Genomic DNA, 13,467 nt, shown 5'->3' with positions numbered 1-13,467 from the left:
GGCTTTTGTTCCATAGATGGTGCGCGATCCGCCTACAAAATGATCTCTGAAATGTGGGTGGATCGCGCGACGTCGATGCCCCGGGGTGGGTGGCGTCTGGCCGTGAGGGGTGATGGCTGACTTACAGTGTTAGTTATGACGATGCGGCCCCTGGACCTGCTGGATGTTGACGCGCTGCACTCGGAGGAGGAGCTGGCGATCCGGGCCGTGGTGCGGCGGGTCGTCGACGACCACGTGCGGCCCAACGTGGCCGGCTGGTACGAGCGCGGGCAGGTGCCCGTCCGGGATCTCGCCAAGGAGTTCGCGTCCATCGGGCTGCTCGGCATGCACCTGAGCGGGTATGGGTGCGCCGGGGCGAGCGCCGTCGCGTACGGGTTGGCGTGTCTGGAGCTGGAGGCCGGCGACTCGGGTGTCCGGAGTCTGGTCAGCGTCCAGGGTTCGCTGGCGATGTTCGCGATCTGGAAGTACGGCTCCGACGAGCACAAGGACCGCTGGCTGCCCGGCATGGCCGCGGGCGACCTGATCGGCTGCTTCGGGCTGACCGAGCCCGACCACGGATCCGACCCGGGCTCGATGACCACCCGCGCGCGGCGGGACGGCGACGACTGGATTCTCGACGGCACCAAGATGTGGATCACCAACGCGCCGGTCGCCGACGTGGCGGTGGTGTGGGCGCGGACCGAGGCGGGGATCAACGGGTTCGTGGTGCCGATGGACACGCCGGGGGTGACGGCGCGCGAGGTCAAGCAGAAGTTGTCGCTGCGGGCCTCGTGTACGGGCGAGATCGTGCTGGACGGGGTGCGGCTGCCCGGGGAGGCGCTGCTGCCGGACGCGAAGGGGCTGAAGGCGCCGCTGTCGTGCCTGACCGAGGCGCGGTACGGCATCGTGTGGGGCGCGCTCGGGGCGGCCCGTGACTGCCTGCACACCGCGCTGGACTACGCGGGGGCGCGGGAGCAGTTCGGCCGGCCGATCGCCGGGTTCCAGCTGACCCAGGCGAAGTTCGCCGACGCGGCCGTCGAGCTGCAGAAGGGGTACCTGCTGGCGGTGCACCTGGGGCGCCGGGCCGACGCCGGGGTGCTCAAGCCGGAGCAGGTCAGCGTCGGCAAGCTGAACAACGTGCGGGAGGCGCTCGCGATCGCCCGGCAGTGCCGGACCGTGCTCGGCGCCAACGGCATCAGCGCCGAGTATCCGGTCATGCGGCACGCGGCCAACCTGGAGACGGTCCTCACGTACGAGGGGACGTCGGAGATCCATCAGCTGGTCATCGGGCAGAAGCTGACCGGGCTGGCGGCGTTCGGCTGAGATCGATTCGCGGCCCTTTGCGGACCCCTCTACCGTGATAGCAAGAAGATCCTCCCGGAGGAGTCAGCATGGCCCGCAACGACGAAACCGTGACCCCCGACGACTCGGACGACGTGCCGACGCAACGGCGCGGGCCGGACCCGAAGACCTCCGAATACCCCGCGATCACGTCCGGGCCCGATGACGACGAGCCGGCCACCGGGAAGAGCAAGGGCTGGTCGCCGAAGATCGGCGACCCGGTCGACCCGCGTGGGCGCAACGAGCGGGACGCGCCGATCGTCGTGCCGGTCAAGGCCGGCGGCGGGGCGATGCGTGGCCTGTTCTGGCTGGTGGCGACGATCGGGTTGATCGTCGCGCTGGTGCTGGGCGCGAAGACGATCGGCCTGTTCCCGGACCTGAAGAACCCGTTCGCGAAGGAGCAGACCGACCGCAGCGGCCCCGCGCTGCTCAAGTCCGTGCAGGACCTGAGCCAGTACGTGGCGGCCGAGGGCAACTTCGAGGTCATCGTCGACGTGCAGAAGGACCGCAAGTACATCCCGGACTTCCTGCTCAACGAGCGGATCCTGTTCGTGGCCGCCGGGTCGGTGGAGGTCTACGTCGACTTCGCCGGGATCGGTCAGGGCGCGGTGAAGGAGTCCGACGACCGGCGGACGGTCGAGATCACCCTGCCGGCGCCGCAGCTGCGCCCGGTGCGGATCAACAACGACCGCAGCTACGTCTACCAGGAGGACCGCGGGCTGTTCAACCGGCTGGCGGACGCCTTCAAGTCGGACCCGAACCGGCTGCAGGAGGTCTACAAGCTCGCCGAGGAGAAGATCGGCACGGCCGCCAAGGAGGCCGGTCTCAGCAAGCGGGCCGAGGAGAACACCAGGAAGATGCTGCAGCAGTTCCTCGGAGCTCTCGGGTACACGTCGGTGACCGTAAACTTCCCCGCGTCGTGAGCGGCGGCCGTCACTGCCAACTTTCCTACCAGTAGTTGTGCGGTAACACGCTGAACACTGGTCATTTACCCGATGGACCAACTTGCGTGCCCCTCGTCACAGTACTTGACTCGGGGTGACTGAGTTATCCGCGAATTGCACTGCTGACTCGGGGTGGAGGTGACGGTGGCTACCGTCGCACTCAAAGATGTTATGAAGGTCTTCGCCGACGGCACGGTGGCCGTCGACCGAGTGAACCTTGACGTGGGACAGGGCGAGTTCATGGTGCTCCTCGGTCCCAGCGGCTGCGGCAAGTCGACCTTGTTGCGCATGGTCGCGGGCCTGGAGGACCCCACCTCCGGTGCGATCATGCTCGACGGCGACCTGGCCAACGACCTCCCGCCGCGCGAGCGTGGGGTCGCCATGGTCTTCCAGGACTTCGCGCTCTATCCGCACATGACCGTCGGGGAGAACATCGGCTTCCCCCTGCGGCTGTCGGGGGTGGAGCCGGAGCCGCGCGCCGAGCAGGTCGCCGAGGTGGCCAGCGCGCTGGGCATCGGTGACGTGCTGGCCCGCAAACCTGGGCAGCTGTCCGGTGGCCAGCGCCAGCGGGTCGCGATGGGCCGTGCCATCGTGCGCCGCCCGAAGCTCTTCCTCATGGACGAGCCGCTGTCCAACCTGGACAGCGGCCTGCGGGCGGAGCTGCGGGCGGAGATCTCCGGTCTCGTGCGCGAGCTGGGTGTCACGACCATCTACGTCACCCACGACCAGGCCGAGGCGCTCACGATGGCGGACCGGGTCGCGATCCTGCGCAAGGGCGTCCTGCAGGACGTCGGGACGCCGACGCAGGTGTACGGCCGGCCCGCCACGCTCTACGTCGCCGCGTTCCTGGGCAGCCCCCGGATGAACCTGCTCGAGGCCGAGGTCTACGTGCACCTCGACCGGCACATCGCGCTGCACATGGGTGACCAGGTGCTCCACCTGCCGTGGAACGATCTGCGCTCGCGCCAGGTCGCGCACTTCCACGGCGAGCGGATCGTCATCGGCGTACGCGCCGAGGCGCTGACCCCGGTGCCGGACACGACCGGCGGCGACGTGCTGCGCGGGCGCATCCGGTACCTGGAGCACCACGGCCACGAGTCGCTCGCGTTCCTGGACATCGGCGCGACCGCGGTGATCGTCGACGAGATCGGCGCGCCGCCGACCGACATCCCGATCAACGGCGGCGGGCTCAAGCGCTTCGTCAGCAAGCTCACCGGCCGCGGCGGCTCGGAGGACCTGGAGCTGGTCGGCGCCGGCAACGGCCGCAACGGGCGGCGCGCTCCCCAGCGCGACAGCGTCCTGAGCGACCCGGGCCGGCACCACCGTCGCCCGGCGGAGCTCGCGGTGCGCCTAGCGCCGTACCCGGCGGTCACGCACGGTCACCCGTTGACCGTCGCTGTGCGCATGGAAGCACTGCACTTTTTCGATGAAAGGGGACAACGCATCGATGTGGGGTGGCGCTGAGTGACGCGGCTGCTCTAGCCTGCGGCGAATTGGCCCTCCGACGTAGGGGATGCTCCGATGGCGGCATACGGCACGGCAGGCGGCGGTCAACAACCCGGGAGCGGACTGCTCATCATCGAGCGGATCCTCCGCGACCGGGACTCGATCTGGCGCCAGATCGGTGAAGAGCGGGACCTCGGCAAGCTGACGTTGCAGATGCTCACCAGCTCGGTGCTGGCGCTCGCCTGCTACGGCGCGGTGCTGGGTGCTTCGCACAGCTTCGCTCGGCGGGCCTGTCGGCGCTGAAACTGCCGCTGCTGTTCCTGATGACGCTCGCGATCTGCCTGCCGACGCTGTACCTGTTCAACCTGGTGTTCGGCGCCAGGTTGCAGGTCCGGCAGGCACTCGCGCTGGTCATGGTCACGATCACGGTGACCGCGGTGCTGTCCCTGGCGTTCGCGCCGATCAGCCTGTTCTTCCTGCTGACGGCGTTCAGCTACTCGTTCTACAAGATCCTCAACGTGGCGATCCTGACCATGACGGCGTTCGTCGGGCTGAAGTTCCTCACCAGCGGCATGCACGCGCTGAACGCCCACACGGCCACGGTCGCGGCGGCGCGGCGCGCGGAGCAGGAGGCACGGGAGGCGCAGGAGCGGGCCGAAGCGGAGGCGATGGCCGGGCTGGCCAACGTGTCGCAGGACGCACCGGTGTCGCCGGCGCCCGCCGGTACCGACGCCGCAGACGATGACAAGGCGGCTGTCCCGGCCGCGTCGGTGTCGGCCGGGGCCGCGGCATCGTCTCCGCAGGCCAACGGAACGGTCCAGATCGCGGCGGCGCCGCCGGTGGTCTACCCGCCGAAGCAGCCGCTGCTGCTGCCCGACGGCCGCTACGCGTTCCCGGTGGCGCCGCCGCTCCCCACGCCGCGCACCGGAGCCGTCACGCTGGCGCCCGGCGAGCGCCCGGCCAGCATGACGCTGCTGCACGTGTGGATCCTGCTCTTCGGCTTCGTCGGCACCCAGCTCGCGTGGACGCTGCGCCCGTTCGTCGGCGAGCCGCACGAGCCGTTCCAGGTGTTCCGGCCGATCGAGGGCAACTTCTACGTCAACATCATCCACACGATCGGCGAGCTCTTCTAGGTCTTGCTACCGGTCGGTAACCTCGACGCATGACCGTTGATGCCAAGGTACTGGCGACCAACCTGATCTCCGCAGTCCCGTTCGCGCGCACCGTCGGAATCGAGATCACCGACGTGCGCGTGGACGGCGACGACATCAGCGCCACCGCCACGCTCCCGGACGAGGAGCGGCTGCACAACCACGTCGCCGGGCCGCACGCCGGCGCAATTTTCACGCTGGGCGAGACCGCGTCCGGCGCCGTGGTGATGGCGGCGTTCGGCGAGCACCTCGCGCTGGGCACGCCGCTGGCGGTGCGGTGCGACATCGCGTACCGCAAGCTCGCCGCCGGACCGGTCCAGGCCGTCGCCCGGCTCGGCCGGCCCGTCAGCGAGGTTCTGGCGGAGCTGGCCGCCGGCGAGCGCCCCGAATTTCCCGTCACGATCGAGGTCACGAGGGCCGACGGTGCCGTCACGACGGAGATGACAGTGGTCTGGACCATCCGCCCCCATCGATGACCGGGCCGTTAACTACTGGAAGGTTTCTTGACTATTACGGAGCTGTGATGTGACCATTCTCGCCAGGCGCGAAGGGTGGTTGACGCATGGACGCAAGCACGGGGGACGACCTGGTCGGCATGGCGAACGCCGTGCTTCAGCCGGGATTCGTGGGCAAGGAGCCCCCGCCGTGGGTCCGCCGCCGCCTGGCCGAGGGGCTCGGCGGCGTCGTGCTCTTCGCTCGCAACGTCGTCGACCGTGACCAGGTCGCGGAGCTGACCGCGGCGCTGCGCGCCGAGCGCGAGGACGTCATCGTCGCCATCGACGAGGAGGCCGGCGACGTCACCCGCATCGATGCGCACAGCGGCAGCCCGTGGCCCGGCAACCTCGCCCTCGGCGCCGTCGACGACACCGCGCTGACCCGCGAGGTCGCCTGCCACATCGGCCGTGACCTCGCCTCGGTCGGCATCACCTTCGACTACGCGCCCGACGCGGACGTCAACTCCGACCCCAACAACCCGGTCATCGGCTCCCGCGCGTTCGGCGCCGAGCCCGAGCGCGTCGCCCGGCACACCGCCGCGTGGGTCACCGGCCTGCAGGAGGCGGGCGTCGCCGCCTGCGCGAAGCACTTCCCCGGGCATGGCAACACCAGCGTCGACTCGCACCTGGACGTGCCGATCATCAAGGCCGGGCGGGCCGACCTCGACGCGACCGAGCTGGTGCCGTTCCGCGCGGCGATCGCCGCCGGCGTGCGCGCCGTCATGAGCGCCCACCTGCGCGTCCCCGCGCTCGACCCGGACCTGCCGGCCACCCTCAGCCCGCGGATCATGACCGACCTGCTCCGCGGCGAGCTCGGCTTCGAGGGCCTGATCGTCACCGACGGCATCGAGATGCGGGCGATCTCCGACCGCTACGGCTTCGCGCAGGCCACCGTCCTTGCGCTCGCCGCGGGCGCCGACGCGATCTGCGTCGGTGGCGACCACGCCGACGAGGACACGGCCAACCTGCTCCGCGACGCGATCGTCGCCGCCGTGCGCTCCGGCGAGCTGCCCGAGTCGCGGCTCGCCGACGCCGCCGCCCGGGTCGCGCGGCTCGCCGCCTGGTCGCTGAACGCGTCCCGCCTGGCGCCGGACCCGCAGGCGGGCGCGCTCGGGCTGTCCGCGGCCCGCCGGGCGCTGCGCATCACCGCGCCCGACGCCACGTTCCCGCTCGCCGCGCCCGCGTACGTGATCGAGTTCCAGCCGGAGCTCAACTTCGCGATCGCCCCGGAGACGCCGTGGGGGCTCATCGCGCCGCTCGCCGAGCTGGTGCCCGACACCTCCGGGGTGCGACTCTCCTCGGAGGAGGGCCTGCCCGACGCGTTGCGCTCGTCCATCGGTCGTCCGTTGCTGCTGGTGGTACGGGACCCGCACCGCTACCCGTGGATCACCGACGCGCTGAAGGCATCCCTCGCCGTGCGCCCCGACGCGGTCGTGGTCGAGATGGGCGTGCCCGCCGCGCCGCGGGGCGACCTGCACATCGCCACGTTCGGCGCGACGGCCGCCTCCGGCCGGGCGGTCGCGGAGCTGCTCGCGGGGCGCTAGAGCTGTCGCTCGGTGACTTCACCGCTGCTCAGGGTCACGGCTCGCCCGTTGTTTCGATGCGCGGTCTAGCATGCCGGTATGCCCCGCACTCGTGCTCTGCTGGCCGGTTTCACGGCCTTGCTCTTCGTCCTGACCGGCTGCACCAGCAAGTCCAAAGAGGACGACGCCGGGAAGGCGGATCCCAACCTGCCGGCCGCCGACGGGCTGCTCAAGGAGTCCGCGACCGCGATGGGCGGGATCACGTCCGCGAAGTTCCTCATCACGGCCGACGGCACCATCGCCGGCGTGGCGCTCAAGCGCGCCGACGGCGTGCTGACCAAGGAGGGCAACGCGCAGGGGACCGCCCAGGTCGAGCAGATGGGCGCGACGGTCGACATGGCCTTCACCATCGTGGGGCAGACCATGTGGCTCAAGGGTCCCACCGGGGACTACCAGCAGCTGCCGCTCGCCCTCGCGGCGTCGGTCTACGACCCGTCGGCGATCCTCTCGCCCGACCGCGGCATCGCCAAGGTCCTGGGCACCGCCACCAACGGCAAGACCGAGGCCACCGAGAGCGTCGACGGCCAGGAGGCCTACCGGGTCTCGACCGACAACTCCTCGCAGACCCTCGCCAACGTGGTGCCCGGCGTCACCGGCTCCGTGCCCGGCAAGTTCTGGATCGCCAAGGACGGCAAGAAGCTGCTGAAGGCGGCGTTCACCCTGCCCGCCGTCGGCGAGGCCAAGGGCGGCACGGTCACCATCAAGTTCAAGGAGTTCGACGCCCCGGTCACCATCGCCCCGCCGAAGTAAGCGGATGACGTCGACTGCGCCCGCCTCCGGGGGCGGGCAGCGGCGGCTCGCCGTCAGCGTGGGCGGGGTGGCGGTGCTGCTCGCCGCGCTCGACGCCTACGTGATCGTCGGGGTCCTCACCGACATCATGGACTCCCTGCACATCGCCGACACCCGGCTGGAGCGGGTCACCCCGGTCGTGACCGGCTTCCTGCTCGGGTACGTCGCCGGGATGCCGCTGCTCGGGTCGCTCTCCGACCGGTTCGGCCGCCGGGCGCTGCTGGTCGCGAGCCTGCTCGGGTTCGCCGCCGGCTCCGCGCTCACCGCCGCGTCCGGCGTGCTCACGGCCGCCGCCTCCGGCGGCGAGATCTGGCTGCTCACCGGCGGCCGCACGCTGCAGGGCATCGCCGGCGGCGCGCTGCTGCCCGTCACCGTCGCCCTCGTCAGCGACCTGTGGCCCGACCGCGGCCGCCACCTGGTCCTCGGCAACATCGGGGCGGCGCAGGAGCTCGGCAGCGTCCTCGGCCCCCTGTACGGGGTGGCGGTCGCCGCCGCCCTCGGCTCCTGGCGCGGCATCTTCTGGCTGAACCTGCCGCTCGTCGCGGTCGCGATCGTCCTCGTCTGGCGCACGGTGCCCGGCGGCCCGATGCGTTCGTCCGCCCCGCGCAAGACCGACCTGGTCGGCGGGCTGCTCCTGGCGGTGGCGCTCGGCGCGGTGGTCGCCGCCCTGTACAACCCCGACCCCGAGCGGTCCGTCCTGCCCTCGTGGGGCTGGCCCGTCCTCGCCGGCGCCGCGGTCGTGACGGTGCTGTTCGTGCTGTGGGAGCGGCGGGCCCGCACCCGCCTGCTGGACCTGACCGGCGCCGCCAAGCTGCCGTTCTTCGCGGTCCTGGTGGCGAGCTGGTGCGCCGGCGTCGCCCTCATGGTCACGCTGGTAGACGTGGAGCTGGTCGCGCAGACCCTCCTGCGCAAGTCCGGCGTCGACGCCACCCTGGTGCTGACCCGCTTCCTGGTCGCCCTCCCCGTGGGGGCGGTCCTGGGCGGCCTGCTGCTCCGCCAGTCCCGCCGGGCGGCTGTGCGGGACGTCCCTTCCGGCGCGGAAGCTCTCGACCTGGCCGCCGCTCCCGCCGGCGAGGGCCGGCTCACCCCGGGCGGCCCGGACGCGTGGGACAGCCCCGCCCGCCCCGGCGCCGCCATGCTCGGCGCTGCCGAGCTTCCGGCCGTGGGCAGCCCCGATGCCGCCGGTGCTGGCGCCGGTGCTGCCGATGCCGGCGCTGGTGCTGCTGCCGGTGCTGCTGGCGGTGCTGCTGGCGGTGGTGGCGACGCTGGCGGTGGCGCTGGCGGTGGCGGTGGCGGCGACGCTGGTGGTAGTGGCGGTGCTGGTGGGTGGGGTGCGGGGCGGGTGCGCGAGCGGGCGGTCGCCGTCGGTGGGCTCGTGCTGGCGGCGGTCGCGTATCTGCTCATCGCGGGCTGGCCTGCGGACGTGCTCGCCGCGCGGCACCTGGGGTTCCTGCCGCGGCTGGACACGGACCTGGCGCTCGCGGGGCTCGGGCTGGGCCTGGTCATCGCTCCGCTGTCGGCGGCGGCGCTGCGGGCGACCCCGGCGTCACAGCACGGGGTGGCCTCGTCGGCGGTGGTCGTGGCGCGGACGATGGGCATGCTGATCGGGGTCGCCGCCCTGACGGCGTGGGGACTGCACCGGTTCCACGAGCTGACCGCGAACCTCGACTTCCCGCTGGTCTTCGGCAAGCCGGCCGAGGAGCAGCGGCGGCTGATGTCCGCGTACGCGAACGCACTCCAGGACGCCCTCCGCACCGAGTACCGCGAGATCTTCCTGATCACCGCCGCCGTCTGCCTCGCGGGCGCCGTCGCGGCCGCGTTCATCGGCGGCCCACGCGAGCGCTCGACCCCGCCGACCGGCCAGCAGTAATCCGGAAGAGGTTGTGCACCTGGGGCAGCGCAAAGTCTTCCGGATCATGGGTGGGGCGGGCTGCTGTCGGCGGCCAGGGCGTCGACGGGCGGCACGCCCCGGCGTGCTGACGCGGCTTCGGATGATCCGGAAGAGGTTGTGCACCTGGGGCGGCACAAGGTCTTCCGGATCACGGATACGCCCCGCGGAGTGACCGGTGGCGTTGGCTGAGGGTCGTGGCCCTGACCATCGTGACGGGCGACAGTCGCAGCGCGTGTGGGCTGTCGCAAGGGTCCGGCGCCGTATGTGGAGCGCGCCCGCCCTCGGCATGTGCGCCCGCCCTCGGCATGTGCGCCCGGCCCCGTGTGCGCCCGGCCCCGTGTGTGCTCGGCTCCGGTGCGTGCCGGCTCGCGGTGATCCGGAAGAGGTTGTGCACGCAGGGCTGCACAAAGTCTTCCGGATCATGGTGGGGGCCGGGATGGTGGCGGCGGGTGGGGGTGGGGCGGTTTGGTCAGATGTGGCCGGCGGAGCGGGCCAGGGCGCAGATGGCGATGAGGCGGACCGTGGGCCACTCGGCCTTCGACCAGTCGAGCTCCGAGGTCGGTGGCAGCTGCCACTGGGCCTCGATGAGGGCGTCGCGGACGCCGGTGGCGTAGCTGGCGAGGGCGACGGCGTTCGGGCCGTGCTCCGGGTCGCCGAGGGCGTCGCGGACCGAGGCGGCGTGCTGGTCGACCGCGGCCTGGAGGCCGGCCGAGGCGGCGGCGGCCGCCAGGCCGGACTCGCCGAGCCAGGTCATCAGGCCGTTCAGGGTCGAGCGGGCGGCGGTGTGGCGGGTGGCTTCGGCGAGGTCTTTGAACATGCCTCCGAGTTCGACCGGTCGGCCGGCCGGTTGACCGGCGAACCCGGAGCGCACCCGTGCGGACCTCAGTTGTAACTGGGCGACTTCGACTCGTCGGGCATCAGGACCCACAGCACGATGTAGATCACGAACTGCGGGCCCGGCAGCAGGCACGAGATGAGGAAGATGAGCCGCATGACGTTGGGCGACATGCCGAACCGGCGGGCGAGGCCGGAGCAGACGCCGGCGATCCAACGGTTGTCCCGGGGCCTGACCAGAGTGGACATTGCTGCTCCTTCGACGGGCGGATCGTTGTTGTAGCTCAACGGTATGAATGCCCGGGGGCGCCGCCCTCCAACCTTTGACCGAACTTCGGCGGCCGGTCCACTAGGGACCCACCCGCACGGGTAGCCGGTCGGTTGCCGACCGTTGCGGGCCAGTTGACCTGCTCACGAGCGCTGTGAGGCACCCGATACCAACTCCGTCAAGCTCACCGACGGAAGGTCTTCCCATCGTGACCCGGTTCCCTCGCCGTGCCACCATCCTCGCCGCCGTGCTGCTCGCGGCGCCGCTCGGCTTCGCGCTCACCGCCACCGCGGCGACGGCCGCCCCCGCCGCCGCGCAGGTCGTCACCGCCGCCGGTGACGCGGTCGCGGGTGCTGACGTCGCCGCCGCGGTGTCCAAGAAGAAGAAAAAGAAGAAGAAGTCGACCGCCAAGAAGCCGGTCACGACGCCGACGAAGAAGCCGGCCACCAAGCCGACCACCAAGCCGGTCACCACGCCGACCAAGACGCCCACCACCGCGCCCACGACGCCCGTCACCAAGCCGGTGGAGAGCAGCTCGCTGGAGAGCGAGGTCGTGACGCTGACCAACAACTACCGCAAGGCCAACGGCTGCGGCGCCCTGCGCATCGACTCGCGGCTGGTCGCGGCGGCGCGCAACCACAGCACCGACATGGTGACGAACAACTTCTTCAGCCACACCGGGTCCAACGGCAGCACGTTCGTGCAGCGTGAGGTCGCCGCCGGGTACACCACCGGGGCGTCGGCGGAGAACATCGCCTGGGGCTACCGGTCGCCGCAGGAGGTCGTCACCGGCTGGATCAACAGCGAGGGCCACCGGGCCAACATCCTCAACTGCAGCAGCGTCGCGGTCGGCGTCGGCCTCGCGTACAAGGCGGACGGGACCCCGTACTGGACCCAGGACTTCGGCCGCGTCTGAAAACCGTGTAGAAACACTGCGTGACCATACGTAAAGCCGTGCTGTCGGCGGGCGTCGTACTGGCGCTCGCCGGCTGCGGCGACGACCCGGCAGGGCAGGGCAGTCCGCAGGACGCGAAGCGCAACGGCGCCGTCTACGACACCGCCGACATGTGCGGCATCGCCACCGACGACCAGCTCAAGGCCGCGCTCGGCGAGGCGCCGGGCACCAGGGAGCGCCGCGACACCGACTCGCTCAAGGCGTGCGCGGTCGACGGCGCCTCCGGCAACTTCTACCTGTTCCTGACGCTGGTCCGCCCCTCGTCGGGCGCCGCGCAGCAGGTGGCCTACGACAAGAACGCGGCGAAGGACGCGAAGTCGATCGACGCGTCGACGTTCTCGGTCGCCGGCGACAACGAGGCGTACGTGGAGGCCGCCAGCGGCGAGCTCGTCGTGCGCGTGTCGTTCGTGTACTACCAGGGTGGCGGCAGCATCACCGACGCGCCGGCCGTCGTCGCGCGGCTGCGCACGCTCCAGGAAGCGATCACCAAGAAAACGTAGGCCGATCACCGGAAGCACCTGGGTGGTTCACCCGAGCCGCTTAGCGTCGCGGCCCATGAGGAATCTCCGACGTGCCGGTGCCGGCCTGGGTATCGGCGTGCTGACGCTGGCCCTCGCCGCGCCGAGCGCTGAAGCGCACGACACCTACGGCCGCGCCACCCTGACCGGTTTCGCCGCGCTGCCGGCGACCACGTTCGTCTCCGCCAGCGACCCGTCGGGCTCGCTGCTGGGCGGCACGCCGTCCAACGGGATCACGCCGCCGTTCGCCGACCAGCCGGTCCAGGGCTTCAGCGGCATCGCCCAGCTCGGGGACGGCACGTTCGAGGTGCTCTCGGACAACGGCTACGGCAACAAGGCCAACAGCGCCGACTTCGTCCTGCGCATCCACCGGGTGGCCCCGGACTACGGCAACCAGACGGTGGACGTGGTCGGCGGCATCAACCTCACGGACCCGAACGGTCTCGTGCCGTTCGCGCTGACCCGCCCCGACCGGGTGCTCACCGGCTCGGACTTCGACGTCGAGTCGATCCAGCGGGCGAAGGACGGCACGTACTGGATCGGCGACGAGTTCGGCCCGTACCTGCTGCACTTCGACCGCGCCGGGCGGCTGCTGCAGGCGCCGATCCCGCTCGACGGGGTCCGCGCGCCGGAGAACCCGGCCGGCAACCCGAACCTGAACAGCAGCAAGGGCTTCGAGGGCCTCGCCCAGTCGCCCGACGGCCGGAAGCTGTACGCGCTGCTGGAGGGTGTCGTCGCCGGCGACGCGCCCGGCGGCCTGCGGCTCAACGAGTTCGACGTCGCGTCCCGCGCGTACACGGGCAAGCGCTGGATCTACCAGCTGGAGGACCCGGCCAACGCGATCGGCGACGCGATCGCCGTCGACGACGACCGCTTCCTCGTCATCGAGCGCGACAACGGCCAGGGCGCGACCGCGAAGTTCAAGCGGATCTACCTCGCCGACAAGCGCGACCGTAACCGCGACGGCAAGCTCGACAAGACCCTCGTGGCGGACCTCATGAACCTCGCCGACCCGCGCCACCTCGGTGGGGACACCGGCACGTTCACGTTCCCGTTCCAGACCATCGAGGACGTCGTCATCCTCGACGACAAGACCCTCGGCGTGGTCAACGACAACAACTTCCCGTTCTCCAACGGGCGTACGCCGGGCCAGCCCGACAACAACGAGTTCATCACCATCCGGCTGACGGACCCGCTGCACGCCGACAAGCGCTTCCTGAAGTAAGCGCCCAGTAAGCGCCTACGAGGGCGCTTCCTGAAGTAAGCGCCGAACA

14 protein-coding genes are annotated in these 13,467 nt (G+C 71.1%); 12 read left to right on the top strand and 2 right to left on the bottom strand.

Annotation, left to right across the window (positions count from 1 at the left end):
* Positions 1 to 141: 141 nt before the first annotated feature.
* The 9 genes from AB0J72_RS19510 to AB0J72_RS19470 all read left to right on the top strand — a co-directional run bounded on the left by AB0J72_RS19510 (position 142) and on the right by AB0J72_RS19470 (position 9,597).
* The gene (locus AB0J72_RS19510) at positions 142 to 1,302 is read left to right on the top strand and encodes an acyl-CoA dehydrogenase family protein (protein WP_363400805.1); all 1,161 of its coding nucleotides are present in this window, start codon (positions 142 to 144) and stop codon (positions 1,300 to 1,302) included.
* A 68-nt stretch (positions 1,303 to 1,370) separates the two neighbouring features.
* Positions 1,371 to 2,243, top strand: a complete 873-nt coding sequence (locus tag AB0J72_RS19505) for a DUF4230 domain-containing protein (protein ID WP_363400556.1) — start codon at positions 1,371 to 1,373, stop codon at positions 2,241 to 2,243.
* Between the two features lie 165 nt (positions 2,244 to 2,408).
* Positions 2,409 to 3,728: an ABC transporter ATP-binding protein gene (locus AB0J72_RS19500; RefSeq protein ID WP_363400554.1), complete on the top strand. Its 1,320-nt coding sequence runs from the start codon at positions 2,409 to 2,411 to the stop codon at positions 3,726 to 3,728.
* A 57-nt stretch (positions 3,729 to 3,785) separates the two neighbouring features.
* The gene (locus AB0J72_RS19495; RefSeq protein WP_363400552.1) at positions 3,786 to 4,013 is read left to right on the top strand and encodes a hypothetical protein; all 228 of its coding nucleotides are present in this window, start codon (positions 3,786 to 3,788) and stop codon (positions 4,011 to 4,013) included.
* 20 nt (positions 4,014 to 4,033) lie between these two features.
* Positions 4,034 to 4,843: a hypothetical protein gene (locus AB0J72_RS19490; protein ID WP_363400550.1), complete on the top strand. Its 810-nt coding sequence runs from the start codon at positions 4,034 to 4,036 to the stop codon at positions 4,841 to 4,843.
* Between the two features lie 29 nt (positions 4,844 to 4,872).
* Entirely contained in the window at positions 4,873 to 5,337 is a 465-nt protein-coding gene (locus AB0J72_RS19485) for a DUF4442 domain-containing protein (protein ID WP_363400548.1), read from the top strand.
* Between the two features lie 86 nt (positions 5,338 to 5,423).
* The gene (locus tag AB0J72_RS19480) at positions 5,424 to 6,899 is read left to right on the top strand and encodes a glycoside hydrolase family 3 N-terminal domain-containing protein (RefSeq protein ID WP_363400546.1); all 1,476 of its coding nucleotides are present in this window, start codon (positions 5,424 to 5,426) and stop codon (positions 6,897 to 6,899) included.
* Positions 6,900 to 6,977: 78 nt separating this feature from the next.
* Complete coding sequence (locus AB0J72_RS19475; protein WP_363400544.1) at positions 6,978 to 7,688, top strand: LppX_LprAFG lipoprotein; 711 nt, start codon at positions 6,978 to 6,980, stop codon at positions 7,686 to 7,688.
* Positions 7,689 to 7,692: 4 nt separating this feature from the next.
* Positions 7,693 to 9,597 carry an MFS transporter gene (locus AB0J72_RS19470; RefSeq protein WP_363400542.1) on the top strand — a complete coding sequence of 635 codons (1,905 nt, stop codon included), beginning with the start codon at positions 7,693 to 7,695 and terminating at the stop codon, positions 9,595 to 9,597.
* Between the two features lie 490 nt (positions 9,598 to 10,087).
* Here AB0J72_RS19470 and AB0J72_RS19465 read toward each other — a convergent pair whose 3' ends face one another.
* Together AB0J72_RS19465 and AB0J72_RS19460 are read right to left on the bottom strand one after the other, a co-directional pair.
* Positions 10,088 to 10,435, bottom strand: a complete 348-nt coding sequence (locus AB0J72_RS19465) for a DUF6401 family natural product biosynthesis protein (RefSeq protein ID WP_363400540.1) — start codon at positions 10,433 to 10,435, stop codon at positions 10,088 to 10,090.
* Between the two features lie 65 nt (positions 10,436 to 10,500).
* A complete protein-coding gene (locus AB0J72_RS19460; RefSeq protein WP_344501347.1) occupies positions 10,501 to 10,701 on the bottom strand; it encodes a PspC domain-containing protein in 201 nt (66 codons plus the stop codon).
* A gap of 227 nt (positions 10,702 to 10,928) precedes the next feature.
* Here AB0J72_RS19460 and AB0J72_RS19455 point away from each other — a divergent pair, with 227 nt between their 5' ends.
* From AB0J72_RS19455 to AB0J72_RS19445, 3 genes are read left to right on the top strand one after another with little or no spacing between them, the layout of a single operon-like run.
* A complete protein-coding gene (locus AB0J72_RS19455) occupies positions 10,929 to 11,636 on the top strand; it encodes a CAP domain-containing protein (RefSeq protein ID WP_363400538.1) in 708 nt (235 codons plus the stop codon).
* Between the two features lie 20 nt (positions 11,637 to 11,656).
* A complete protein-coding gene (locus AB0J72_RS19450; RefSeq protein ID WP_363400536.1) occupies positions 11,657 to 12,175 on the top strand; it encodes a hypothetical protein in 519 nt (172 codons plus the stop codon).
* A 55-nt stretch (positions 12,176 to 12,230) separates the two neighbouring features.
* Positions 12,231 to 13,418, top strand: a complete 1,188-nt coding sequence (locus AB0J72_RS19445; protein WP_363400534.1) for an esterase-like activity of phytase family protein — start codon at positions 12,231 to 12,233, stop codon at positions 13,416 to 13,418.
* The last annotated feature ends 49 nt before the right edge of the window (positions 13,419 to 13,467 follow it).

Origin of the sequence: Dactylosporangium sp. NPDC049742, assembly GCF_040674675.1 — a bacterium.
Lineage (GTDB): Bacteria > Actinomycetota > Actinomycetes > Mycobacteriales > Micromonosporaceae > Dactylosporangium > Dactylosporangium maewongense.
This window is presented reverse-complemented; position numbering and strand designations above follow the sequence as displayed.